Below are 24,994 nucleotides of genomic sequence, written 5' to 3'. Positions count from 1 at the left end.
TTGACATACAGTCGTAGTTCCATATTTAGCCTACGCTCAAATTAGAGACGCTTTTAGTCAGGCGTTGAATTTCTGTAGCGAATCTAAACACTTGCCATGCAACTTGTCCCGAAAACTAAGCCAGCCCCAGAACTTGACCCAATCCTAGAGAAAATTATTCTCGATGTTGGGGGCATGAAGTGTGCTGGGTGTGTGAACGCAGTAGAGCGACAGCTAATCCAACATCCAGGAGTCAAGAGTGCCTGTGTGAACCTGGCCACAGAGGTAGCAGTTGTAGAGTCAGAAGCTGGTACGGTAGATGCAGATGCACTAGCACAGCGATTAACAGCCGTTGGATTCCCGACTCAACAGAGAAAAGCTAGTGGCACAGTCGCAGGCGAGATATCTACCTTACCAGACCCAGCAGAACGACAACGCCGAGAAATGCGCTCTTCACTAAGGCAGTTAGCGATCGCTGCGGTGTTGCTGATATTGTCGGGAAGTGGACATTTTGGTAATCTTGGTAGCTCAGTGCTGCCAGTGCTAAATAACATCTGGTTTCACTGTGGATTGGCGACAGTGGCGCTATTAATCCCTGGTCGCCCGATTTTAGTAGATGGCTGGCTGGGCTGGCGGCGAAATGCGCCGAACATGAACACCCTGATCGGATTAGGAACACTGACAGCCTACATTGCTAGTTTAGTAGCGCTGCTGTTTCCCCAACTGGGTTGGGAGTGCTTCTTTGACGAACCAGTAATGATGCTGGGTTTTATTCTCTTAGGAAGGACATTAGAGCAACAAGCTAGAGGTCGCGCCGCATCCGCATTTAGGAAATTGCTAGCACTCCAGCCACTCTTAGCGCGATTGATTGCCAACCCAGAGAAAGCCGGAGTGGGGTCTTCTAGTGTAGAGATTCCTGCGGAACAGGTGCGTGTTGGTGAATGGTTACAAGTGTTGCCAGGTGATAAAATCCCTGTTGATGGTGAAGTGGTGGTTGGTCAAACAACGGTCGATGAGTCAATGCTGACTGGGGAAGCAGTACCAGTAATCAAGCAACCGGGAGATATGGTGACAGGGGGGACGCTAAACCAGTCAGGAGCGATCGCTATTCAGGCAACCCGTACTGGAAGTGATACAACTCTAGCTCAAATCGTCGCTTTAGTAGAAGCCGCCCAAACCCGGAAAGCCCCGGTACAGAAATTAGCAGATACAGTAGCTGGTTATTTTACCTACGGTGTGCTGACAGCATCTATATTAACATTTGTCTTTTGGTACTTTTTTGGCACTCACATCTGGACTGATATCACTATGTCTGGTGGCATGGAAATGATGAGCCATGCTACACATGAAGCCCACCACTCCCCCCTATTAATCAGCTTAAAACTAGCGATCGCAGTTATGGTAGTCGCCTGTCCCTGTGCTTTGGGACTTGCCACACCAACAGCCATTCTTGTCGGGACTGCTATGGGCGCAGAACGCGGTCTGTTAATCAAAGGCGGCGACGTTTTAGAAAAAGTACACCAGTTAGATACCGTAGTATTTGATAAAACTGGCACTCTGACCACAGGTAATCCCATCGTCACAGATTGCCTGTTAATTGAGGGATTGGCGACTGGGGAAGAGGCAGAGAAGCAGGAGAAGAATAACAATGCCCAATGCCCAATGCCCAATGCCCAATCCCTAATCCAACTGGCAGCAGCCGTAGAAAGCGGTACTCACCATCCCCTAGCAAAAGCGATTCAGCAAGAAGCACAGCGGCAACAGTTATCTATTCCTGAGGCTGTGGACTTTCACACGGAACCAGGACTAGGGGTGTCTGCTGTGGTAGAGGGCACAGTTGTGCTGTTGGGTAACTGGGACTGGTTGAGTTGGCACGGCATTGCCATTAGTGAAACTGCACAACAGGTAGCAGAGGGTTTGGCAACAGATGGTAAAACAGTTGTTTGCGTAGCCGTTGGGGGAACTTTAGCCGGACTAATTGCTGTTAGTGATACCCTCAGACCAGATGCCCAAGCCACCGTAGACAAGTTGCGTCAGATGGGCTTACGGGTTATGTTGCTCAGTGGCGATCGCCTAGAAGCAGCTAGCGCCATAGCCAAACAACTAGGATTGGATAGCGCTGATGTAATAGCGGGTGTCCCCCCAGCGAAAAAAGCGGCTGCAATACAGTCTCTCCAGTTAGGAGGGACAAGGGGACAAGGAGACAAGGGGACAAAGAAAACTCCTAACTCCTCACTTCTCACTCCCCACTCAGTAGTCGCAATGGTGGGAGATGGAATCAACGATGCTCCAGCTTTATCCCAAGCAGATGTCGGAATTGCTTTACACTCCGGGACAGATGTGGCGATGGAAACTGCTGAAATTATCCTAATGCGCGATCGCCTAAACGATGTTGTCGAATCTATTCAGCTTAGTCGCGCCACCTTCAACAAAATCCGCCAGAATTTATTCTGGGCTTTTGCATATAATACAGTCGGCATTCCTTTAGCAGCTGGTGTTTTGTTCCCTAGTCTGGGTTTTGTCCTTAACCCATCTGGTGCTGCTGCATTAATGGCTTTTAGCTCTGTTAGCGTCGTCACAAACTCAATATTATTACGGCGATTAGCTCATCACCCGTAGAATACTCTTTTGCACGTAAAATTTCCCAGCACAAATCTTGGTTATTCCCATATCAAGTTAAACTGAGTCGCCTTGTCAGGTTTTACGCAGCACACAAAGCCTCTTGAGACACTTACCAAAGCGATCATAGCTACTGGAGTAGAACGGCCATGTTCTACTCTTTCAAGGTATTATGCAATTTTAAAGCTTATTTAGATCAGCACCACAGAACTTATGGTGCGCCAGAATGGCAGGATACGATACTAAACAAATCTTGATTTATCACATTTTCACCGATTTGTCAATGGCAGCAGAAACCAATGAAAACCATCTACTGATTATTGAAGACGATCAAGGTCGCAAAGAATTTTCTCTAGAGCACCCCGTCTACTCTATCGGTAGAGACCGTGAGTGTAATATCCGTTTGATGTCGCAGTTTGTCTCCCGCCGCCATGCCACATTAGTGAGATTGCCACGAGAGCATAATAGTCATAGCTACTATTACCGGATTGTAGATGGCGATGCTAAAGGCAAGCCTAGTTCCAACGGTTTGATGATTAATGGACGTAAGATACCAGCTCACGATCTAAAAAATGAAGACGAGATCGTTTTTGGGCCTCAAGTACGTGCCATTTATTACCTTTTAAGAAACACTCAGCGTTTGTCCCAAACGGATTCGAGTGAGTACGATATTACACTAATAAACCCCGGTATGGCCGAGGATTTAGAGGATGTGGGAGAGTGAATTATAACTACCAATAACAGTCTGAGAATCCCACGGCTTGAAGCCGTGGGAGTGTCAATTCAATCACTCACTAAAGCTAGTATCCTGCAAGACTTTCAATCAAATGCCAATGACGGCTACTTTCAATAGCCTGCTTGATGAATTCAAACATTTGTCGGCAGTAATTATCTAGTTGGAGTGGTAGTTCTTCATTTTTAATCACAATACTCATCCGGGTTTCTGTTTCAGTAGATTTTGATTTATCAATCAGTACTTCTACTGTTACCAATTTAGGAAAAGGAACATTGCCAGGAACCTCACGGCCGATAATGTACTCGCCCGTGTGGTATTGAATATCCAACTGACAGTCCTGTAGAAGTTCTACAAGTAACGGCTGGAGATGGTCACTAGGAACAGAAACAATAAATGAACAGGTATAGCGAGCCATAATAGCCCCACGCCTTGCAACACTCCGTCCATCCTATAATACCGAAGTATCTAAATGGAAAGTCATTAAAAAAGCAAAGTTTTTGAGTTTTGAGATCAGGGATTACCAAAATATACAGTCACATATGTTCTATCCATAACGAAAGTGCCGTAAGCTAAAAGTTTGAGCAAAAACTTTACAATAAAAGTTTGGCTGAGGTAGAAAATGAAAGTCGCAATTACTGGAGCAACAGGATTGGTTGGTAGTCGTTTGGTACAACGACTCCACGCGGAAGGTCATAAAATAGTAGTATTGACTCGGAACACCACCTTTGCTCAAAAGGTTTTTCCATCTGAGGCTTTCGCCAATCTAGAAATTGTTGCCTATACACCAAATGCATCTGGTTCTTGGCAAAGTGTCATCGCTAGTTGTGATGGCGTAGTTAATTTGGCAGGAGAACCCATTGGTGAAGGACGCTGGACACCAGAACGCAAACAAGAAATCCTCAATAGCCGAAAGTTAGGTACACAAAAAATAGTTGAAGCAATAGCCAAGGCTAACCCCAAACCAGCTGTGTTAATTAGCGCTTCAGCTATTGGCTACTACGGCACCAGTGAAACGGCTACCTTTGATGAAACAAGTCTATCTGGTAACGATTTTCTCGCCCAAGTCTCCCAAGCCTGGGAAGCAGAAGCGAGAAAGGTAAAAGATGCTGGTGTGCGATTGGTAATTCTGCGTTTTGGGATTGTTCTCGGCAATGGTGGTGCTTTAGGTAAAATGATTTCACCTTTCAAACTCTTCGCAGGTGGCCCTATTGGCAGTGGCCGCCAGTGGTTCTCATGGATTCACGTAGACGATTTGGTTAACCTGATTCTGCAAGCTTTAACTAAACCGGAAATAGAAGGCGTATATAATGCCACTGCCCCTAACCCAGTCCGCATGGCAGATTTAAGCCAAACTTTGGGACGAGTGATGAATCGCCCTTCTTGGTTACCCGTTCCGGCTTTTGCGATCGAAGCCCTTTTAGGAGACGGGGCTATAGTAGTTTTAGAAGGTCAGCAAGTCATCCCGAAACGTACCGTGGAAACAGGCTTTGATTACAAATATCCTAATTTGCAATCAGCGTTAACACAAATTCTTAGTTAAAAGGGAGTAAGAATTTTAGATTTTAGATTTTGGATTTTAGATTGAAATTTAATCCAAAATCCAAAATCCAAAATTGAATTGCCCCATGCCCAATTCTTTGACTATTGACGAGAGAGAAATTTTCTGGAAACCCAACTGATAATACCGCTGAGAATGGCACCGCCCATGAGGATGCCAATTGCTGGGTTAAACAAGGGTTGCCATAGTTTATGCCACAAATCCAAACCCAAGTTTACTCCCGCCGCATCTCCGATCGCAGCGATCGCTAACCAGCCAAAGCCAAACAAAACTAAAAAAACATCTGCGACTAAAACCATGTTTAGCCAGCCTAACAATTTATCTTTCATCTATCCTTTGATCTAATCGCACAAAATTTTTAGGACTAGTAACTAAGTGATCGGTAAGTAAGAAGTGAGGATTGCAGGATTGAATTTAACTCCTAACTCCTCACTCCTAACTCCTCATTTTTCAAACAGCCAATTTTTGACTTTTGTCAAACTCTGCCAATCTGGTTTTCTAGTTAAACCGTCTTCAATACTATTTTTTATTTCATCACTCCATTCTTCGTTGACAAACATTAACTGTTGTGCTACGTCAATGTGTTCGCGCAAACCTTTTTGACCTGTTTCCAGCATTGCTAAGGCGAGATTTACTCTAGCCTGCGGATCTTGTGGATTTAACTTGACTGCCTTCTGTGCAGCTTTGTAAGCCAAGCTGGGTTTGTTATCGAGTAGATACAACCACGCTAAACAAATCCAAGCAGCACTAGTTTTAGGAGCGCGATCGCACACTTCTTTAAACACAGGGATTAAAGAATCTACTGCTTCTCCTGCTTTATAGCGTTCTAAACCTGTATCAAACAGGGATTCAACTGTATTAGTCATTGGTCATTAGTCATTGGTCATTAGTCATTGGTCATTAGTTCATTGGTCATTTGCAAAGGACAAAGGACAAATGACTAATGACAAAGGACAATATTACACCCCAAATGACTTGCCGCAACCACAAGTTTGGTTGGCATTGGGGTTTGTAAATTGGAAGCCACCGCCAATCATGGCATCGCTATAATCGAGCATTAAGCCATAGAGATATAACAGACTCTTGCGATCGCTAACAATTTTGAAGCCATCATAGTCAAAAACTTCATCCTGCGGAGTGATCTTGCTGGTGTCTTCAAAGTCCATCATGTAAGACATCCCAGAACAGCCACCCTGACGGACTCCTACCCGTAAGCAGAAGTCTGTGCCTTGCCTGTCCCGGAGGGATTTTACCTGGTGCAATGCGGCTTCGCTCAACAGAATTCCGCGTTGTTGAGCCTGAATTGCTTGTGTCATCTGCTTTTTCAACTCCTTAATTAGTCTAAGCGTTACCCTGTATTGGCTTGTTAATGCCTGTGGGTTTCTCGTTGAGTGTTTTTGTATTCATTCTAGCGGCTTAGATGTCGCTAGATGCCAAATTGTAAACACTCCGTCAAAAGTAGCCAAAAATTTTTATTCTAGAATTGAGGGACTTAGTGTGTTTATAGATTCGGTATTTTTGAAGTTCAAGCCTTGCGGCAGCAACAGAAGCAACCACCCTTCAGGTGCAGCCATAAAAATTTAATCCGAGGCTAGCTATCTCCCAAAGTTTACTTCCAAATTGCTTCTTTTGATTAACTTATTCTATGACAAGTTTTAATCGCTCTACCAGTCGTCGGTTGAAGAAATTAACTCAAATTCCTTCTGTATGGGAGGGCGATCGCCGTCCGTTGTCATCACCAAACCAGCACTCAGACTCAGAGGCAAAGGGAGAATGCATTCTTTGGGTAGATTATTCCCAAGGTGTTGTTCGAGGTATGGACGTGGTAGCTTCAGATATCGGCCCAGAAGCAATAGTTCGCACTTTAATGCGAGCAATGGAGCATCCCCACAGTCCGGCAAGACCTGCTAGACCCCAAAGAATTGTAGTCAAAGACCGCGAGATCCAATTTTACCTGCGGGGGGTGCTGCAAGATTTGGATATCGCCATTGACTACGCACCAGAACTGCCTTTAATTGACGAACTGTTTCGCGGGTTCACCGACATCCTCGATAGTCAAACCCCCGACTTACCCCCACAGTATGCCCAAATCTTGCGAGAGAAAGCATTTGCAATTTGGCAAGCAGCACCTTGGGAATTTTTGGAAGAACAACAAATTTTGTCAATCGAAATTAATAACTGGGATGTTGGTACACTCTACGCCTCAGTCATGGGAATGCTGGGAATGGAGTATGGGATTTTGTTTTATCGCTCAGAAGAGTCTTTAAAACAGTTTCGCGCCGCAGTTTTAACAGATGAACAATCAACGGAGCATCTTGAAGAAGCATTCCTCAAGCAAGATTGCCTGTTTCTCACTTTTGAGAGTGTTGAGGAAACCGATGAAGATGAGGAGGAAGCAGGTGATTTGGCGGATCTGCCATTATCAGAAATTGACCCCACCTTCGGTAATATCCACCCCTTAGAAGGACTACGGTCTGTTTTGTATGACGAAGAAGCACTGGTAATCTTCGTTGCGATCGAAAGCCTGAGCCGCTTTATTCGCGATCACCGTCGCCAACTTCATGAAGACATCTTCCCTACCCTCAGCCGTCGCTATCGCATTTCTCTGCCGCAGTCCGAAGAATCAACTAAATCTATGGCTGTGACAGTCTCTACCATGCCGCAATTAGCAGCAGAATTAGAGGAAATGGCAGGCTTTGATGTCGATGATCAGGAGAATGGAAGCCTTGACTCACCGTCTTTCCAATCATTGCAAGATGACTTGATACCAGAAGATTCCTTCCTCAGCTTAGGTGTAGTGTCGTGGGAAATGTTGGAGTCCCTCAAAAAGGGGGTCAGCTACCATAATGCTGGTGCAATCAAAGAAGTGGGTGACGGTTTGCCGGTGATTCTAATTCAAACTTCCCGGCCCAAGGCGAAGACTGTAATTGAAAGAATTGAAACAGCAGGCGGACTCAGAGCAATTTGCTTTAATCCAGGTGCCGATTCCTTTGATGGCGATCGCTACGACTTGGGTTTATTACAAACTCAGAATGGCGAATTGTTCCTATTCGGTGAATTTTTAGATGAAGATCCGATTCATGTAGAAGCCCGAAAAAAATGGAATCAGCGGTGTAAAAATACTAAGGGCTACTGTGGCTTAATCATTGCTAAAGGACTAACGGGAGCTTCCCGTGGTAATCCTCAATTACGAGATATGATGGCTTTGTTTGAAGCGCGATCGCTTTCACCTAAAGATTTAGGTATTGGCACTCTCCAACTGATGCCCGAACTTAAATTTGAATAGTTGCACGAATTCCCGCAATCTTCAATCTCAAATTGTGGCTATGAGAAGTTAAGTTGATATGTATTTGATTCGCATATTGACCAAAACTGCATTTGGGAGGGGAAAGCTTTAACTTTTAACCTTTACCCCTCTTCTGTTTACTAACTGAGTGCTGAGTGAAGTACAAAGTACTTAGGATTTTCGCATTTGTGTATGACCCACCCCTTCTAAGTGGTCTTTTAACTGGAGACGCTCCGTCTCCGGCTCCGCTCAAGACTCTTCATCCGCGTACCTCTCAGGCGCGGAACTTTGTAATCCATATTCATGTATATGTAAATACTAATAGACGACCAATGATTAAAAGTTAACTTTACCTCAATTTCATGAAGTACCTGTATTCTCATAGTTTTCCAGTCATTTATTTGGATATTTTTCAGTATAAATAACTACAAAATACTCAAAATTTATCTGCAAAGTTTGGTTTAATCAAACCTAACTGACGTACTTGGATATCGGAATGTTTTTTTTAACAAGTTTTTGAGTTTGGCATCTTGTTATGTATCAATATGATTAAGCAAAAGCTCAGGTGATATCTTTTTCTTTGTATTTTTTTTATAAAGGATGAAAATGAGCTTATTTCGTCTCTAAATGAAGATTATTTAAAGTGCAAAAATAATGGTTATAATGAACACATCACTGAAAAATATTCAAATATACAATTATCTTTATGAATATATTTAACAAATAAGAAATAGTTGCAAATCAAAACTTTTTTTTCAGTAATTTCTCTCTTAGTTTGAATCTTAAAAGAAGGTTTGCTGTCGATTTTTTAGCCCCATAAGTTGCTAAAAATCATTTACATAACCTCCAGATAGATGAATAGAAACAATGAAGAAAGATTGCTGAGTTGAAAGCAAACTATATCGCTAGAGTCAGGATAAAAAACATGCAAAACTTCATCGTATCTTTACGGAAAGTTAGTGTAAAAGCATGAAACAAAACTAAAATATTATGAGCGGCAACAGTCAACTAACATCATATCTGTAATGGGTGCAGACGGGTGTTTGTTCTAGAGCGATCGCTTATTTACCTACTTTCTAAGTGATTATTCACGATCTATATACACCACTCTAACCCGCCTGTAACCCAGCATTTCAGCATGACAATGATTCGGAAGCTTTATTTTCTGGTGTTGTACCAGATGTTGTCTCCAAGCGGGTTTGGCGGACTTGGTTAAGAGAGAAGGTCAAATGCTTTCAATGGAAAATAACTTTGGAAATCTTCATTGAGTCAACACTAGGTGTCTCAAATTCATTTATCAAATTTCATTGTCAGGCTTTACTCATGCTGTTAGTAGGGTTATTGTCTTCAAAAGCAAGTATGTGCTATTTTTACTGTCACAATAGTAACAAATAAAGTCTAGTTTTTTGATTTCTTTAGAAAATGATGAATCCTTTGACAAAACAAACATTTTTAATATTAATGGTATTACTTGTTTCCTGAGACAAACTCTGATAATCTTATCGGTCTCCTCTTTAGTTAGATTCTTTCAATGATCTAAAATATACAGCAAATAGCATGATAATGACAAATAAAAAATGGGCCGTTAAACGTATAACAGTTAATCTCGCAACACAGGAAGCGGAAAAACTAGAAAAATATTGCGAACAAACAGGTAGACCCGCAACCGACGTGATTCGTGAACTGATTAGAAGTTTGCCTGTCTCCGACGACAGCAAAGATGTAAATAGGTAAGAAGATGCTTTCACGACTTATCCAGATAACTGCTTTGCCACCAAAAAAATAGCTATGATACTTTTTTGAGTCCACCGCAATGGATAAGAGTTTGTCTAGCTGATACAGACGCGTTTTTCTCGCGTCTGGTCATTTACCGGGACTAAAAGAAGTGATCAAAGAGGTTTTAGTCTCGACATTGCTATGACTTAATATGCTGGTGGAGTTGATATTAAGTAGCAAATTCCGACACCAACGCAGTTACAATCTGTAAAGAAGCTGAAAAGGAACGACGGAATGCGCGTTGCAATCGTAGGTGCGGGACTGGCTGGACTAGCAACCGCAGTAGATCTAGCTGATGCTGGTTGTGAAGTAGAGATTTTTGAGTCTCGTCCGTTTGTGGGTGGTAAAGTAGGCAGTTGGGTTGATGGAGATGGCAACCATCTAGAAATGGGGTTGCATGTATTTTTCGGGTGCTACTACGAACTATTTGACTTAATGAAGAAAGTGGGGGTGTTAGAAAACTTGCGCCTCAAGGAACATACCCACACTTTTATTAATAAAGGGGGGCGCACTGGTGCTTTGGATTTTCGTTTCCTTACGGGTGCGCCTTTCAATGGCTTAAAGGCATTTTTTACTACTTCCCAACTCTCGTTGCAGGATAAATTGCAAAATGCGATCGCTTTGGGTACTAGTCCGATAGTTCGCGGATTGGTAGACTTTAACGGGGCGATGAAAACCATCCGCAAATTAGATAAAATTAGCTTTGCCGACTGGTTCCGCAGTCATGGTGGGAGTAATGGCAGCATCAAGCGCCTATGGAACCCCATCGCCTACGCATTGGGATTTATTGATTGCGAAAATATGTCTGCCCGTTGTATGTTAACGATATTCCAGTTATTTGCAGTCAGAACTGAAGCTTCAGTTTTGCGAATGCTGGAAGGTTCTCCCTATGAGTATTTACATAAGCCCATTCTGGAATATCTGGAATTTAGAGGCACTAAAGTTTACACGCGTCGGCAAGTGCGGGAAATTCAGTTTACAGAGTCAGCCGAACAAACCCGCGTCACTGGTATAGTAGTTGCCCAAGGTGATGCCGTAGAAACTATCACTGCTGATGCTTACGTTTTTGCCTGCGATGTTCCAGGAATTCAACGCATCCTACCCCACGAGTGGCGTAAGTGGTCAGAATTTGACAATATTTACAAACTGGATGCAGTGCCAGTGGCTACAGTGCAGTTACGCTTTGATGGTTGGGTAACGGAACTGAACGATGGAGAGCAACGTAAACAGCTAAATCATGCGGCGGGAATCGATAATTTACTTTACACAGCCGATGCTGACTTTTCTTGTTTTGCCGATTTGGCGTTGACTAGCCCTGCTGATTATTATCGCCCAGGACAGGGGTCTTTGTTACAGTTAGTGCTGACACCGGGAGATCCGTTTATAGCACAAAGTAATGAAGCGATCGCGCAGCATGTCCTCAAGCAAGTCCATGAACTGTTTCCCTCGTCGCGGGAGCTAAATATGACTTGGTATAGTGTGGTAAAACTTGCTCAGTCTCTCTACCGAGAAGCGCCAGGGATGGATGCGTACCGTCCCAACCAAAAAACACCAGTAGATAATTTCTTCCTTGCAGGGAGTTATACTCAGCAAGACTACATCGACAGCATGGAAGGTGCTACTATTTCTGGACGGCGGGCGGCAAAAGTGATTTTGGAGAGTTTGAAGAGATAACGAACCGCCAAGGACGCAAAGAGCGCAAAGGAAGAAGAAGAGAGATGTCAGACTGGTTAGAGCATACTGTACAGGTAGAAGTAGAGGCTCCCATAGATTTAGTATGGAGCCTCTGGTCTGATTTGGAGCAAATGCCCCGGTGGATGAAGTGGATTGATTCGGTGAAAATTCCGCCAGATAATCCAGATATATCTATTTGGAAATTAAAGACGGGTAGTTTAGAATTTACTTGGAAATCTCGAATTCTCAAAGTTATTCCCAACCAAATTATCCAATGGGAATCGATTGATGGTTTGCCGAATCAGGGAGCGATTCGCTTTTACGATCGCAACGGTAGTAGCGTTGTCAAAATGACCATTTCCTACGCCATCCCCGGCATTATTGGCAAAATTATGGATAACTTATTTTTGGGGCGGATAGTTGAATCGACAATTCAAGCTGATTTGGAAAGGTTTAAAGAATATGCGCTGAATGTTAAAGCTAATTGATATAGATAGCAAAAACAGGCAGTAGGTAACAAGGTGTAAAATTTTCTTACTGCCTGATGGGAAAATATGGATTATTTTTAGAAAATGTTATAATTTTCTTTATTATAAAAGATGAGTGAGAATGGAATGCGTCACATTAACTTGAAGTACATTGATGAATCCGGTATAAAGACACTTTTTTCTAAAGGAGTACCTTGCTCTAAAGCTGATAAAGGAACTTACGATTTTTATATTGGTGGTAAATGCAGAGTTTATCCATCCGGTAGGATTGGAAGAATTATGAAAGAGACTTTATCTCATGACGTTTATGTTCAGTTTGATAATGGCAATATAGAAACTGTGAATTTGCTGAATCTTTTTTATGAAAGTCTTTTTGGTAGTTAAATTCTTTATGATCCAGCCTCATAAGATGGTTCTGGAAGTGGATCACCGACAGTTTCGTAAGCAATAATTAGAGACTCTAAAGCCTCAATTCCATTTGCCACAGCTAACTCGTAAGTATCGCCATGAGTCCGCCAGCGTTGTCCTGGAAAATCAGGGAATCCTACTAAGAAGCAATCATCTTCCTCAGACCACTGAATTACCATTTGGTACTTGAATTTATTCATGTTGACGAAGCATTTGCTTCAGATCCCTAACTTTCTTTGACATTAATTTTCTCAACAGATGCGATCGCCACAGTAAGAAACAATGTGTCAAAGTTTCTTGCTGTCTATCCAAAAAATTGAATCAATGATTAGATTTTTGTTTATGCCTTGACTTGTTTTAACTCAGGTAATATCCGGGGAGAAATAGTTGCCTGAATTTCTTCACCCATTTTTTCTTCAGCTAGTCTAAGCTCATAATTCTTTTGTAAATTCATCCACAACTCGGCACCAGTACCAAACCATTGTCCTAATCGTAATGCCGTGTCAGCAGTAATTGCCCGTTCACCATTAATTATTTCAGTAATACGATTTGTTGGGACATGAAGGATACGTGCTAACTCACTTGCGCTCATCTGCAATTCATCAAGCTCATCAGCAAGAATTTTTCCAGGATGGATGGGTGGACGTGCCATGTTGTTCTCCATTAATGATGATAGTCTGTAATTTCAATATTGAAAGGTTTAAATTCTTCATCTGACCAATTGAAACAAATTCGCCATTGCTTATTTATCCGAATGCTATATTGACCTTTTCGATCACCCTCTAAAGACTCAAAATGGTTGCTCGGTAGTTTCATCAAAGATTCTTTGTTAGTAGCGGCTTCTAATATATCAAGTCGTTTATATGCTTGCTCTGTAAAAGCCTGAAACTCTTTTACCCTCTCACCTAAAGCAAACCGCTCCGTCCTTTTATCTTTAAACTTTGGATATTTGTCTGACGAAGACATAAATTAGTAAGACTAGATATTATGCGTTACGTAACTCCTAATTTACTCTATTTACAATAGCACAATTAATATCCGCATAGCATACTAACAGGGGCGACGTTACCAAGTTGGGTCGCTAAACAAATTAATCGTCAATTCTTCGCGTGGCGGTACTGCGGTAATACAAGCGCGGATGATTTCTCCATCCTCTAATTCGACGGTGCAAGCGTGACAAGACCCCATCAGACAACCGGTGGGAATAAATACCCCAGCCCGGTCTGCTACATCTAAGAGGGCTTCTCCCACTTCGGCATCTACTGTGACATCATCTGGTAAAAAGCGGACACGAACAATCATCAATGTTACGCATTTAATTTAGTCATTAGTCATTAGTCATTTGCTAATGACTAATGACATTTCAACGCATTTTAGCTTAGGACAAAAACAGAGTTAAGTCTAAATGGCTTTCAACTTCAGTGGCTAGGGAGTCCAAAATCTGTTCTCGCTGTTCTCGGTAATTAGCAACACCGGTGGGCAAAGATTTTAAACCCCGCTGTTGACGGAGGCGATTTAACCAAGCCCGTCGCCAAGGGCCGTTGTCAAAAAGCCCGTGGAGATAAGTACCCCACACTGATTGACAACTATCCACCAACCCTAAATTAACATCGTCAAATAGGGCATGGTAGGATTGGGGATCTATCCCTTGCTGTTCGATGCGCGATCGCCCTTGGTGAATTTCAAAGCCATTGACTGGTAAGCCCTGTTGTGGATAATTTGAGCTAACTTGGCGCTGGCGGGCAATTTTTTGCCCTGTAATTACAGTTCGGATTGGTAAAAGATTTAACCCTTGAAATCTGCCAGCTTGTCCCTCTATCCCTTCTGGATCAGCGATGATTTGACCAAGCATTTGATAGCCACCGCAGATACCTAAAACCGTTCCGCCAGAAGCAGCATAATTTTGGATAGCTTCTGCCATACCGCTTTTTTGCAGCAGTAGTAAATCAGCAATTGTGGTCTTTGTACCTGGGATAATCACGGCATCAGGATGTTCTAAATCTTGCTTAGGACTGAGGTATTTCACTGAAACTGTGCTTTCTGATTCCAGTGGGTCAAAGTCGGTGAAGTTGGCAATTCTGGGTAAGCGGATGACGGCAATGTTGAGGTCAGTTTGGGCTTTATTCGACGACGATTGACGTTCTAGCAGGTCAAGGGAGTCTTCTGCTGGAAACACATCTTGTAAGTAAGGTATAACACCGATAACGGGGATACCTGTGCGTTTTTCTAACCATTCTATCCCCGGCTCTAAGAGCGATCGCTGTCCTCGGAACTTATTAATTACTACACCCTTAATTAAGGCGCGTTCATCCGGTTCTAATAACTCTAAGGTTCCAACCACATGAGCAAAAGCACCACCTCGATCAATATCAACTACTAACATGGTTGGCGCATTCAAATATTTTGCCACCCTCATATTAGTTAAGTCGCGGTGTTTGAGGTTAATCTCCGCTGGACTACCGGCACCTTCACAAACCACCAAGTCAAATTCTGTTCCTAAATGCTGTAGCGATTCTTCAATTGTCCGCCACCCCAGTTCAAAATATTGCTCGTAGTAATCTGAGGCACTGACTTTGCCAACAGACCTACCTTTGATAATTACTTGGGAAGTCATATCCCCTTGGGGTTTGAGTAAAATTGGGTTCATTTCTACCCAAGGCACGACTCCCGCCGCCCAAGCTTGTACTGCTTGGGCATAGCCAATTTCTCCACCACTGGCAGTGACATAAGCATTTAAAGCCATATTTTGACCTTTAAAGGGAGCCACTCGCCAGCCACGCCGCGACAGAATGCGACAAATAGCTGTAGTTAAAAGTGATTTCCCTGCATGGGATGTTGTCCCCACTACCATAATTGATTTCATAGTTGCTATTAGTTAGTTTTTCAAGATACAGGGTGAATTTTTAGGAGCGAACAGTCATATGACAATCCATTCATCAGTTAAAAAAGCAGGGAAGCAGGGGGCAATACGCTTGGGTTAAGGCTTAACTCTTTGTCAAAGTCAATTTTTTTAACGAACCGCCTTCGCGCAGCGTCTCGTTAGAGAAGGACGCAAAGGACGCAAAGGAAGAGAAGGAAGAAATCCTTAACTGAACTGTATTGAGGCAGGGGGAGAAGAACCAATGCCCAATGCCCAATGCCCAATGCCCATCACAAATTTCGGTCAGATGATTATGGTAAAGACTTCATGAATAAATGTGATGTTTCCGTATATATTGTTCCCTTTGATTCCCTAATCCTAACTCTTTGGGTTTTTATTCTAAAAAGGTATCCGCAACCAACGAATCACAGCATCGGATAAACGATCGCGCCATGAAGGAGTTCGCCAATTTTTTCCCTGATATTGTTCCACTAACTGACGTCCCAAGGGAGTGAGGCGATAACTATCTGTAATTCCCTGCCCATCGACTTCTCGCCGCAATACACCCACTTGGATCAGCCAGCCCAAAGCGTTATCACAGGCTAATTCTGATAAAGGGCGTTTAGTATAGCCCTGCTTGAGTCCATTTTCGAGGGCGATCGCACTCAATGACACACTCTGGTGTCCCATCACTTCAAATAAAGATAGATTAAAGGGTGAACACACTAGCGATCGCTCGGCTCTTTCTACTGTGCTTTGAGGATAGACGAAAATATTTGGGTTTTGGGAATCAACAGCAGCCATTGTGTATGGGGAGAAATTTTTCTTCTAATAAAGATTAATTTAAGAATATATTTTTTCTTGTACCAGCTACCTGATTTAACCAAAATTAGTTACCTCAAGTATAGTTATGCTATTTTTTAGTAATTATATTTAATCATTATAAATTCATGTAAAATTTCAAGTGCATCAACAATCTGAAACAGGAAAAGTTAATTATGCCTCTAGCAGTTGGTACGGATGCACCTGCATTTACCGCCAAAGATACAAACGGCAACACAGTTTCGTTATCTGATTTTGCCGGGAAGACGGTTGTTTTGTATTTTTACCCTAAGGATGACACGCCAGGCTGCACCAAACAAGCCTGTAGTTTTCGGGATGCCCAAGCTGAATATCAAGGTAAAGATGTTGTAATTTTGGGAGTCAGTGCAGATGATGAAGTCTCCCATCAGGCATTCACCCAAAAATATAATTTGAATTTTCCCCTACTGGCTGACAGCGACAAATCCCTCATCAAAGCTTTCGATGTGGATGGTGGCGGTTATGCCAAGCGTGTCACCTACGTAATTGACCCCAGCGGCAAAATTACCCATGTTGACGCTAATGTAAATACCACCACCCATGCTAGCGATATTTTAGCTACACTTGGGCTGTAGTTTTTTACCTGATAACTAAGGATTTTTTAAATAGTCTTAGCCCCAAACCCTAGAGGGCTTGGGGTTCTTTATTTGAATTCAGTTACCTGATGGTGGTGTAACTGATCGTGGCGTAAGTGATGGTAGTGTAACCGATGGCAAACCGGGAGTTGCTTGCTGTTGCTGACCTGGAATTAGTTTTTGTTGCCTTGCTTTAAAGGCTGCTGCTGCTGAGTCTAATTCTTGGTTCTGTTGGTCAGAATTCCAGTTGAGAGTTCCGAAATTCGCCCGATGAACCAGGTCAAGCATGTTGAAATTATCTGAGTTTGAACGGGAGAACGGATCGGTATTTTGGTCTGTTGTACTCGTACTGGGAAAAGCATCCGCTGGGCTGCTTTGAGCCGAACTGGGTTGAGCCATCAGCAAGGAAGCAAAGCTAATTCCTGCTACGGTAGTCACAAAGAGTCTAGTAATTTGTAAAAATGGTTTTTTCATGGGGTTTTGACCCTAAAATTGCTCTATTTTATCTTAAGCAAGAGTCCGACGCAGTTGGGGTTGAATACTCAGCAAGGCGACAAGGGCAAAGCCAAACAACACCAGCAACGCTCCCCCAAAGGTAACATTACCCCAAGGAGCCTGCATCACTACACTAGCTAATCCCCAACTATTGTGGAGATAAAGATAGCGAATTGGTTCGATCGCATAGCTGAGAGGATTTAGGGTAGCTACAACCTGCAACCACTGAGGCATGAAGGATAGAGGAGCCAAAGCAGTACTAGCAAACAATAATGGCAGGTTAGTCACGAAAATCACTGCAATCAATTCAATGTGTCCGGGTAGGGTAAAAGCTAAACCGAGGGAGATGGCTGTTACACCCAAAGCTAAGAGGAAGACAATTAGAGCGATCGCACTTAAACCAGCTGCATCTGGTAGTCCAGCCCCCAAGAACGCCGCCGCCGCTACAATTACCGCTGCTTGCAGCAAACTTTGGCTGATGATGAAGATTGCCGAGGCAAAGACAATGGAAAACCGCGATGCTAAGGGTGCTACCAGCAAACGATTCAAAAAGCCGAACTCACGGTCAAACATTACTGGTAAACCAGCATTCAGCGCCCCAGCAAAGGCTGTAAACACAATAATGCCGGCAGCCAAAAATTGACCGTAATTTGTTGTATTGCCAAATATACCTTTGGGAGCATTTTGGAACAAAGCGCCAAACAGTATCAACCACATTACTGGCTGAATAATTCCGGCAACCAAAGATGAGGGACGGCGTTGCAACTGAATAAACAAGCGACGAGTTAAAGCCAGCGTCTCTTGTACCAATTCACCGAAAAAGTTAGGTGCAGCATTAGCATCAACTTGCGGCGATGCTAGCGGCTGCCAATTGATATCAGATTTAGGAGTAACGCTCATGATTGGGGATTGGGGATTGGGGATTAGGGATTAGGGATTGGGGATTAGGGATTAGGGATTAGGGATTTTGGATTTTGGATTAGGGATTTTGGATTGGGTATTGGCAAAACTCCTCCCCAGTCGCCAGTCGCCAGTCCCCAGTCCCCAGTCCCTATCTCATATTCTGCTTCTTCTCAGCCTTGGGATCGCGAGTGGCTACGGCTGCGAGTTCTGCATCCAATAAGGTGCGTCCTGTGGCGGCGAGGTAAACGTCATCGAGGCTGGGGCGAGATTGGGCGATGCCAAATATGGGCAAGCCAGCAGTATTCAGCGCTTGCTGTATGTTAATCAGAACATCATTCTGAGGTGTCACCACCAAGTTGAGGGAATTACCTTGAGCGCTGTTGATGATCACTTCTTGGACAAATGGCAAAGGTTGCAAGAGGTTTTTAGCTTTTTCGGCTTCCTCAATGGGGGAAAACTCGCGGATTCGCAAGGTGATGCGATCGCCCCCGACTTGATCTTTTAATTGTGAAGGTGTACCACTGGCAATCACAACGCCCCGATCTATAATTGCCACGCGATCGGCTAGGGCGTCAATTTCTTCTAAGTAATGGCTGGTAATTACTACCGTCGTCCCAGAGGCGCGTAATTTTCGCAGAAATTCCCAGACCACAAAACGGGTTTCTATGTCAAGCCCTACTGTTGGCTCATCCAATACCAAAACATCCGGTGAATGGAGCAAGCCAGCAGCTAAGTCTAGGCGCTTGCGTAAACCGCCAGAGTAGGTTCCTGTTTTTTTATTGGCGTATTCTTGCAAACCGAGTAAATCTAATACTGTCTCAATGCGCTGTTTGGCGATCGCGCCTGGGAGGTGATAAAGTGCTGCTTGCAATTGCAGCAGTTCTCTTCCAGTCAGCACCTTATCAATAGCGACTTCCTGAGCAACATAGCCTAGTCGTTGTCTTGCCACTCTCGGATTATCTAACACAGAGATGCCAGATACTTCGATTTTGCCAGCATCTGGTGTGGTCAGTGTACACAAGGCCCGCAAGGTAGTAGTTTTCCCAGCACCGTTGGGGCCTAATAAACCAAAGATTTCTCCTGGTTCTACCTGAAAGGAAACATCTTGGACGGCAACTACTGTACCGTAGCGTTTTTGCAGATTTTGAATTAAAACGGCGGGAGCCATGACAGCTTATCCCCAACTATACAAATCTCAATAAAGTCTATCTTTATTGTAGAAGGTAGGGAGCAAGGAAATGGCGCATGAGCGAAAATCTCTAAACAAGTTCGCGTCATGCGCCATACTGCTAAAAATTTATGATTATTCTAGGCAAGTTGGTTGATTGCGTTTGTGGCGAAATAAACCAAATACTACAGCAATTAATCCTAAACCTGGAAGATTTGCAGGCTCTGGAACTTGAGTATGGGTGGGAGGCTTAGTGTAGTATTTAGTTGGGAGATCCGGCAGATCACCATTAAACAGATAGTTGTGAGACTCGCCATTTCCTGTCAAAGAAGCTACCACCACGTTACCGTTAACTTGACCGTTATTGAAATTGAAATTAGCCAAAGGAGCAAGAATACTACCGAGTATGCTAATCCCAGTGGCAGTTATGTTTGTCGCTTCATAGAAGTTGTAGATCACCTTTTGTTTATCTGTGCCAAGGATATTGAACCCAAAGTTTTGCAGCGACACATCCTTACCGCTGATATTGACAACAATAGTCGAATTTGCGTCCCCACTGATTTCAAAATAGTTTGTCTTGGAGACAGATGAGCCTGCAACATTAAAAACATTGAAAGCAGTACCACTGCCACTAAGGTTAATAGCACCCCAAGGTTGAACTGTTGTTTTACCAGTAGGAGTTAAGGTTGCCAAATATTGAGATAGCCCTCGCAATTCTTTCCCTGCTTCATTGAAGTCGATGGGATTACTCTTGCTGAGAGTTCCCTGTGGAAATCCCTCGTTGCTGGACACATTGGCGCTACCTCCGTAGACAGCATTACCGTGGTTGACTTGACCGTTGCTTAGAGTTAAGTTTTGTCCAGCTACTACTACGTTGCCGCTATTGTTAGAAAGTTTACTTCCGAGTCCGCCAACAAAATTCACGTTACCGCCAGCAGCAAGTTTTCCTTCAATATCTGTATATTTTTGAGAGATATCTCCCAAAACAAATACATTGTAATCAGAGGCAGCGCCTAACTCAACTGCATTCGCTCTTGCTGAAAAACCCAGCGCCAGAGTGGCTACAATCGGAGCTGCTACTACTCCCCAAACATAATAGGTTTTTAATTTCATCTTCTGATTTATAAATCATCAACATTATCCTATGGGTATAAATCAAAGATGGCATTAGTCTACTACCTATTTTAATTGAAGTTTCATATCTAGCATAATTCCTGTATATTTTTACCTAAATTATCCGTTAACCCGCAGATTTACTGTTGACTACATGAATTAAATTTTTATCAACAAGAATTCAGGAGTTATGAGTTAGGACGTTATTTCACAACTTTCAAAGTTTTCAGGCTAATGTCATTGCAACCACTGATAAATCCCCCCGTTGCCTGAATTTGTTGCAGGTAATTAAGGACAGATTTCGTGATAACTTCTCCCGGCATTAATACAGGAATTCCTGGGGGATAGGGACAGATGATTTCGGCACAGATGCGATTATTAGTCTGTGTCAAAGGTAGTATTTCACTGACAGCAAAAAAGGCTTCACGGGGAGAACAAGATAAAGCATGACACTGCATAGTGAAAAGATTTTGCCAAATATAGCTTTTAACAGTCAAGTTGGTTCGGCGATATTCTTTGGCAAGAGTGGTAAAACCTTGCACTAATTGCTCAATATCAGCTGGGGTGTTGCCCAAACTAATGATAAAGGTGAGATGTTGTAGTGAGGCAAATTCAGCGGTGACAGCAAATTTGTCATCCAGAATTTCATCTGCCTCAAATCCGGTTAAGCCTAAACCAGAAACAGTGACAGTTAGTCGCGTTTTATCTAAAGCCACAAAGCCGGGAAATCCCCGCAACCGAGGCATTTCCAAAACTGATAATCCAGGAATTTGGCCGATTCGCGTTCTAGCTTCGTCAGCAAGTTGCAAAGTCCGAGACATCAGCATTTTTCCGTGGAGTGCCATTTGCTGACGCGCTGCATCTAGAGAAGCTAGAAGTAAATAACTAGGACTGGTAGACTGTACAAGTTGCAAAGCTTTACTGATGCGATCGCCATCTATCCTATTACCTTGGATGTGCAGCATCGATGCTTGTGTCATTGCACCGAGGACTTTGTGGATGGATTGTACAGTTAAATCGGCACCTGCGGCTAAAGCTGGAGTGGGTAATTCTGGATGAAAGGCAAAGTGTGCGCCGTGTGCCTCATCTACGAGTAGAGGGATATTGTATTGATGTGTAATGCTGGCGATCGCACTCAAATCTCCACAAACGCCGTAATATGTGGGGTAAACTGTCAACACTGCTTTGGCATCTGGATGCTGTTGGAGTGCAGATTGTACAGCATTGGGCGTGATGCTGTGGGCAATATCTAAAACAGGGTCGTATTCAGGATTGAGAAAAATTGGTATTGCACCTGAGAGAATTAAACCAGCGATCGCAGAAGAATGCACATTCCGAGGCAAAATGATTTTATCGCCTGTGCCACAGGTAGCGAGAATTGCCGCTTCAATACCGCAGGTAGAACCATTGACAAGGAACCATGTTTGCAAAGCGCCAAATGCCTCAGCCCCCAGTTGTTGTGCTTCTTGAATAACGCCTTGGGGTGCAAAGAGATGATCTAAATCTGCTAATTCGGTTAAATCAGCGCGAAAGACGGCTTTACCAAGTAAATCAGCCAAGGGTTGAGCAATGCCTACACCTCGTTTATGTCCTGGCGTGTAAAAAGGCGCATGGGGTCTTGCTGCATTGGCTTTTAAGGCATCTAATAAGGGTGTTTGGTTTTGATTGAGCATTTTTGAAAAAACGAACCGTCAATGATAAAATTTGAAGTCTGTTAGGGCATATTGATAGACGATGAAATTACCAACGGCGAACAAGCAGAGATTTCTACGCAAAAGCTCATAGGTTATTGTCTAAACCCAGAACATCCGAGTGGGAAACATCAAGCCAGAGTTTTCGCATCTCTGAAGTTAAATGAAAAAAGTTAAACTTCTGGATACTATAGCGGTTCTCAATTGCATGGAATACAGACCACTCGTAGGGGCACAGCAATGCTGTGCCCCTACCATATGTTGCATCCAAGCGAGAACTGCTATATTGCTACACTCCAGCCTATTCCAATTGAGAGATTACAACTGCTAGAAGAAGATTATACTTCTATCAAAGGTTTACCCAGTGGGCAAGTTGGGACAATTGTAGAAGTGTATGAGCAAGAAGAGGAAAATCATTATTTAGTCGAGTTTGCTGATACTCAAGGCTCTGAATATGCAATGGCTACTCTGAGATCAGATGAAATCTTAGTTTTACATTATGATTTGGCAATTGCCTAAGTTTTTACTTTATTGGGAGAAAGAATATGAGGGCTTATCATCAAATCCCAATTTTCGAGTGTGGTGAACCGCTAATAAAGATTCCTCTAGAATTATTTGCGGTGGAATCTCCCCATCCTTATGAAAAGTTGGGTGCTACTTATGGCGATCGCTCTCCTTATTATCTCCGTCAAAGCGTGATTGAAAGTTTGCTCCAAGGGCAAAATTATCTTAATATTCTGCATCCTAACTGGCGTATCCAAATTTTTGATGCCTATCGCCCGATCGCAGTTCAGCAGTTTATGGTAGATTACAGCTTCGCCCAAGCAGTACAGGATAGGGGACTGACTGAGGTGGAGTTATCCCCAAACCAGCGCCAAGAGATTTGGGAAGCAGTTTATGAAATTTGGGCTGTACCAAGTTTGGATGAAAAAACTCCGCCTCCTCACAGTACAGGTGCGGCGGTGGATGTGACGCTGGTAGATGATGCTGGGAAAATAGTGAATATGGGTTCGCCAATTGATGAAATGTCAGAGCGATCGCATCCCGATTATTATGCCAATAGCGACCACCAACAAGCACAAAAGTATCATGCTCACCGTCAGCTATTGCGAGATGTAATGTTAAAAGCCGGCTTTCAACGCAATCCTAGAGAGTGGTGGCATTTTTCTGTTGGCGATCAAATGTGGGCTTGGCTGAATAATCAATCCAATCCAGCCAATCCTGTCACGGCACGTTATGGGCGTCTTGCACAGATGCGTTATGCATCTTGAGGATTCAGTTCCCTTAACTCGTCAGTAGTGTAAGTACCAATGGGAGTCCAAACTAGATAGGGAAGGAGTAACAGCGCCGCCATTAGAGAAATTGGCAAAACGCAGATTGCCAGGGCAATGGCTAAAATCAAACCGATTAGTCCAAGAATTTCCCCAGCTTTGAGACTGCGAAACCTCAGCATTACAGGTATGTAGGCGACAGTGATAATTTCCACCAACAGGTACAAAGCCATTAGTAGCCAAGTTATTAGGCTTCCGGGATTTTTTTGCCAGACAATAGTAGCTGAAACTGCACCACCAATAAAAATCACAGTCCAGATGAGCGGAATCAATGGCTCAAAAACTAGCCAGCGAGGGCGACTTAACTGGGCAAACCATTTAACATCACGCGGCGTGATCAAGAAACTACCAAGGGCGATGAAGAAAGTTACAGCCCCAATTATTATCCAAGATGGAATCATAATGCACTCAAGTTTTGTGTATTTTGTTAAGTCATACACTGCAAGTTTGACAATTTAGGGCGTAGGTTGAATCATTCGCTGGTGCCAATCTTAGGCATCTTGAGGATTGAGACTAATCATCTGCCAAGTGGTATAAGTACCAATGGGACTCCAGAGTAAATAAGGAACCAGCAACAATGCTGCCCAACCAGAAAAACCTAAGACTGCAAGTATCAACAAAACACAAATGATAAAACCTGTGCCACCAAGAATTGTACCCACTTTCAGACTGTGAAGCCTAAACATTACAGGCGTATAGGCAATGGTAATAATTTCTAAAAGCAAGTATAAACCCATGATTAACCAAGTTGAGGTGCTTCCTGGATCTTTTTCCCAGACAATATAAGCCGACCAAGCACCGCAAATAAATATTACAGTCCAGATAATTGGAATCGCACCCTCAAAAGTTAGCCATCTCGGTCGTTGTAAGCGCTTGAACCATTGGCGATCGCTAGGCGTAATCAGGTTAGCCGCTAAGGCAACTAAAAAAGCCACACCCCCAATCACCATCCAAGATTTAATCATGCCCGTTAGTCCTTTACAAGCGCTATCTATCGCTTAATATCACTCTTTATAGTCTGATTTTGTCAATTTAATTGCTAATTACTCATCATCCCTGAGTTTGAAATCTTCACATCGTTTGGCAGGATTTTATAGCTATTTTCGTCTTAAATAGACCACGCGCTAGGGAACATTGCTCATTGGTGTCAACTTAAGTCTTGGCGAATGGAATTCGCGGCTACACAAACTCTCGTCCACCTCCGTGGACTAATACAAAATTAAGATACAAGGTTGGGTTGAGCGACAGATCAACCCAACGAAGTCTTGATAATGTTGGGTTTTGTTCCTCAACCCAACCTACGCCTCATACTGCTGTAAATTATGGGCATGGGGCATTGCAGAAGGCAAGAAAGCTTATATAGCAATCCTATTTGATTTCGTTCAAATCACAAGACTCAGATCCCCGACTTCTTAGAGGATGCTGCTGGCGAATTAGGGGTCTAACCCATACTAGGTTAGACCCCCGATAAGT

At 43.2% G+C, this 24,994-nt stretch carries 29 protein-coding genes; 12 read left to right on the top strand and 17 right to left on the bottom strand.

From position 1 onward, the window contains the following. Nucleotides 1-96 precede the first annotated feature (96 nt). Nucleotides 97-2,598 (top strand): cation-translocating P-type ATPase, encoded by a 2,502-nt coding sequence (locus HWQ41_RS05430; RefSeq protein WP_292760502.1) that lies wholly within the window; start codon nt 97-99, stop codon nt 2,596-2,598. A 226-nt stretch (nt 2,599-2,824) separates the two neighbouring features. After that, nucleotides 2,825-3,322 carry an FHA domain-containing protein gene (locus tag HWQ41_RS05425; RefSeq protein WP_292760501.1) on the top strand — a complete coding sequence of 166 codons (498 nt, stop codon included), beginning with the start codon at nt 2,825-2,827 and terminating at the stop codon, nt 3,320-3,322. Nucleotides 3,323-3,398: 76 nt separating this feature from the next. On the opposite strand, the gene HWQ41_RS05420 is transcribed toward HWQ41_RS05425, so the two are convergent. Then, the gene (locus HWQ41_RS05420) at nt 3,399-3,749 is read right to left on the bottom strand and encodes a hypothetical protein (RefSeq protein ID WP_292760500.1); all 351 of its coding nucleotides are present in this window, start codon (nt 3,747-3,749) and stop codon (nt 3,399-3,401) included. 204 nt (nt 3,750-3,953) lie between these two features. Here HWQ41_RS05420 and HWQ41_RS05415 point away from each other — a divergent pair, with 204 nt between their 5' ends. Further along, nucleotides 3,954-4,874: a TIGR01777 family oxidoreductase gene (locus tag HWQ41_RS05415; protein ID WP_292760498.1), complete on the top strand. Its 921-nt coding sequence runs from the start codon at nt 3,954-3,956 to the stop codon at nt 4,872-4,874. Between the two features lie 101 nt (nt 4,875-4,975). On the opposite strand, the gene HWQ41_RS05410 is transcribed toward HWQ41_RS05415, so the two are convergent. The 3 genes from HWQ41_RS05410 to HWQ41_RS05400 all read right to left on the bottom strand — a co-directional run bounded on the left by HWQ41_RS05410 (nt 4,976) and on the right by HWQ41_RS05400 (nt 6,208). Continuing rightward, nucleotides 4,976-5,221, bottom strand: coding sequence for a hypothetical protein (locus HWQ41_RS05410; RefSeq protein WP_292760497.1), 246 nt, complete (start codon nt 5,219-5,221; stop codon nt 4,976-4,978). Nucleotides 5,222-5,335: 114 nt separating this feature from the next. Beyond that, complete coding sequence (locus HWQ41_RS05405; RefSeq protein ID WP_292760495.1) at nt 5,336-5,758, bottom strand: tetratricopeptide repeat protein; 423 nt, start codon at nt 5,756-5,758, stop codon at nt 5,336-5,338. 93 nt (nt 5,759-5,851) lie between these two features. Beyond that, a complete protein-coding gene (locus tag HWQ41_RS05400) occupies nt 5,852-6,208 on the bottom strand; it encodes an iron-sulfur cluster assembly accessory protein (protein ID WP_292760493.1) in 357 nt (118 codons plus the stop codon). Nucleotides 6,209-6,537: 329 nt separating this feature from the next. Between HWQ41_RS05400 and HWQ41_RS05395 the strand changes: the two genes are divergently transcribed. The 5 genes from HWQ41_RS05395 to HWQ41_RS05375 all read left to right on the top strand — a co-directional run bounded on the left by HWQ41_RS05395 (nt 6,538) and on the right by HWQ41_RS05375 (nt 12,500). Beyond that, nucleotides 6,538-8,178, top strand: coding sequence for a hypothetical protein (locus HWQ41_RS05395; RefSeq protein ID WP_292760491.1), 1,641 nt, complete (start codon nt 6,538-6,540; stop codon nt 8,176-8,178). 1,557 nt (nt 8,179-9,735) lie between these two features. Further along, nucleotides 9,736-9,912 (top strand): CopG family transcriptional regulator, encoded by a 177-nt coding sequence (locus HWQ41_RS05390; protein ID WP_292760490.1) that lies wholly within the window; start codon nt 9,736-9,738, stop codon nt 9,910-9,912. A 276-nt stretch (nt 9,913-10,188) separates the two neighbouring features. Next, nucleotides 10,189-11,628, top strand: a complete 1,440-nt coding sequence (zds, locus tag HWQ41_RS05385) for a 9,9'-di-cis-zeta-carotene desaturase (RefSeq protein ID WP_292760488.1) — start codon at nt 10,189-10,191, stop codon at nt 11,626-11,628. Between the two features lie 44 nt (nt 11,629-11,672). Next, complete coding sequence (locus HWQ41_RS05380) at nt 11,673-12,116, top strand: SRPBCC family protein (RefSeq protein WP_292760486.1); 444 nt, start codon at nt 11,673-11,675, stop codon at nt 12,114-12,116. A 111-nt stretch (nt 12,117-12,227) separates the two neighbouring features. Continuing rightward, the gene (locus tag HWQ41_RS05375) at nt 12,228-12,500 is read left to right on the top strand and encodes a hypothetical protein (protein ID WP_292760484.1); all 273 of its coding nucleotides are present in this window, start codon (nt 12,228-12,230) and stop codon (nt 12,498-12,500) included. A gap of 5 nt (nt 12,501-12,505) precedes the next feature. On the opposite strand, the gene HWQ41_RS05370 is transcribed toward HWQ41_RS05375, so the two are convergent. The 6 genes from HWQ41_RS05370 to HWQ41_RS05345 form a co-directional block, all read right to left on the bottom strand. Next, nucleotides 12,506-12,724 carry a type II toxin-antitoxin system HicB family antitoxin gene (locus HWQ41_RS05370; protein WP_292760482.1) on the bottom strand — a complete coding sequence of 73 codons (219 nt, stop codon included), beginning with the start codon at nt 12,722-12,724 and terminating at the stop codon, nt 12,506-12,508. Nucleotides 12,725-12,864: 140 nt separating this feature from the next. Continuing rightward, nucleotides 12,865-13,176: a HigA family addiction module antitoxin gene (locus HWQ41_RS05365; protein ID WP_292760480.1), complete on the bottom strand. Its 312-nt coding sequence runs from the start codon at nt 13,174-13,176 to the stop codon at nt 12,865-12,867. Nucleotides 13,177-13,187: 11 nt separating this feature from the next. After that, on the bottom strand, nt 13,188-13,490 hold the full coding sequence (locus tag HWQ41_RS05360) for a type II toxin-antitoxin system RelE/ParE family toxin (RefSeq protein ID WP_292760479.1): 303 nt from the start codon (nt 13,488-13,490) through the stop codon (nt 13,188-13,190). Nucleotides 13,491-13,589: 99 nt separating this feature from the next. Continuing rightward, nucleotides 13,590-13,826, bottom strand: a complete 237-nt coding sequence (locus tag HWQ41_RS05355; RefSeq protein WP_069073076.1) for a 2Fe-2S iron-sulfur cluster-binding protein — start codon at nt 13,824-13,826, stop codon at nt 13,590-13,592. A 76-nt stretch (nt 13,827-13,902) separates the two neighbouring features. Next, entirely contained in the window at nt 13,903-15,387 is a 1,485-nt protein-coding gene (gene cobQ / locus HWQ41_RS05350; protein WP_292760477.1) for a cobyric acid synthase CobQ, read from the bottom strand. Nucleotides 15,388-15,783: 396 nt separating this feature from the next. Beyond that, complete coding sequence (locus tag HWQ41_RS05345; protein WP_292760475.1) at nt 15,784-16,188, bottom strand: Npun_F0494 family protein; 405 nt, start codon at nt 16,186-16,188, stop codon at nt 15,784-15,786. Between the two features lie 194 nt (nt 16,189-16,382). Here HWQ41_RS05345 and HWQ41_RS05340 point away from each other — a divergent pair, with 194 nt between their 5' ends. Further along, nucleotides 16,383-16,820, top strand: a complete 438-nt coding sequence (locus HWQ41_RS05340) for a peroxiredoxin (RefSeq protein WP_292760474.1) — start codon at nt 16,383-16,385, stop codon at nt 16,818-16,820. Between the two features lie 78 nt (nt 16,821-16,898). On the opposite strand, the gene HWQ41_RS05335 is transcribed toward HWQ41_RS05340, so the two are convergent. The 5 genes from HWQ41_RS05335 to HWQ41_RS05315 all read right to left on the bottom strand — a co-directional run bounded on the left by HWQ41_RS05335 (nt 16,899) and on the right by HWQ41_RS05315 (nt 22,172). Continuing rightward, complete coding sequence (locus tag HWQ41_RS05335; RefSeq protein WP_292760473.1) at nt 16,899-17,294, bottom strand: hypothetical protein; 396 nt, start codon at nt 17,292-17,294, stop codon at nt 16,899-16,901. Between the two features lie 33 nt (nt 17,295-17,327). Further along, a complete protein-coding gene (locus tag HWQ41_RS05330) occupies nt 17,328-18,215 on the bottom strand; it encodes an ABC transporter permease (RefSeq protein ID WP_292760471.1) in 888 nt (295 codons plus the stop codon). A 151-nt stretch (nt 18,216-18,366) separates the two neighbouring features. After that, nucleotides 18,367-19,386 carry an ABC transporter ATP-binding protein gene (locus HWQ41_RS05325; protein WP_292760470.1) on the bottom strand — a complete coding sequence of 340 codons (1,020 nt, stop codon included), beginning with the start codon at nt 19,384-19,386 and terminating at the stop codon, nt 18,367-18,369. Nucleotides 19,387-19,521: 135 nt separating this feature from the next. After that, nucleotides 19,522-20,499 (bottom strand): choice-of-anchor A family protein, encoded by a 978-nt coding sequence (locus HWQ41_RS05320; RefSeq protein ID WP_292760468.1) that lies wholly within the window; start codon nt 20,497-20,499, stop codon nt 19,522-19,524. A 203-nt stretch (nt 20,500-20,702) separates the two neighbouring features. Beyond that, complete coding sequence (locus HWQ41_RS05315; RefSeq protein ID WP_292760467.1) at nt 20,703-22,172, bottom strand: aminotransferase class I/II-fold pyridoxal phosphate-dependent enzyme; 1,470 nt, start codon at nt 22,170-22,172, stop codon at nt 20,703-20,705. Nucleotides 22,173-22,223: 51 nt separating this feature from the next. On the opposite strand from HWQ41_RS05315, the gene HWQ41_RS34240 reads away from it, so the two are divergent. From HWQ41_RS34240 to HWQ41_RS05305, 3 genes are all read left to right on the top strand, one after another. Next, nucleotides 22,224-22,367, top strand: a complete 144-nt coding sequence (locus tag HWQ41_RS34240; protein ID WP_366931635.1) for a DUF6883 domain-containing protein — start codon at nt 22,224-22,226, stop codon at nt 22,365-22,367. A 63-nt stretch (nt 22,368-22,430) separates the two neighbouring features. Then, nucleotides 22,431-22,709, top strand: coding sequence for a DUF4926 domain-containing protein (locus HWQ41_RS05310; RefSeq protein WP_292760466.1), 279 nt, complete (start codon nt 22,431-22,433; stop codon nt 22,707-22,709). 26 nt (nt 22,710-22,735) lie between these two features. Further along, nucleotides 22,736-23,461: a M15 family metallopeptidase gene (locus tag HWQ41_RS05305; RefSeq protein WP_292760464.1), complete on the top strand. Its 726-nt coding sequence runs from the start codon at nt 22,736-22,738 to the stop codon at nt 23,459-23,461. On the opposite strand, the gene HWQ41_RS05300 is transcribed toward HWQ41_RS05305, so the two are convergent. Beyond that, nucleotides 23,449-23,922: a TspO/MBR family protein gene (locus tag HWQ41_RS05300; RefSeq protein ID WP_292760463.1), complete on the bottom strand. Its 474-nt coding sequence runs from the start codon at nt 23,920-23,922 to the stop codon at nt 23,449-23,451. The two genes, HWQ41_RS05305 and HWQ41_RS05300, sit on opposite strands and share 13 nt — an antisense overlap. 90 nt (nt 23,923-24,012) lie before the next feature. Continuing rightward, nucleotides 24,013-24,486 carry a TspO/MBR family protein gene (locus HWQ41_RS05295; protein ID WP_292760462.1) on the bottom strand — a complete coding sequence of 158 codons (474 nt, stop codon included), beginning with the start codon at nt 24,484-24,486 and terminating at the stop codon, nt 24,013-24,015. Between the last annotated feature and the right edge of the window lie 508 nt (nt 24,487-24,994).

Origin of the sequence: Nostoc sp. NOS(2021), assembly GCF_017115025.1 — a bacterium.
GTDB lineage: Bacteria > Cyanobacteriota > Cyanobacteriia > Cyanobacteriales > Nostocaceae > Nostoc.
This window is presented reverse-complemented; position numbering and strand designations above follow the sequence as displayed.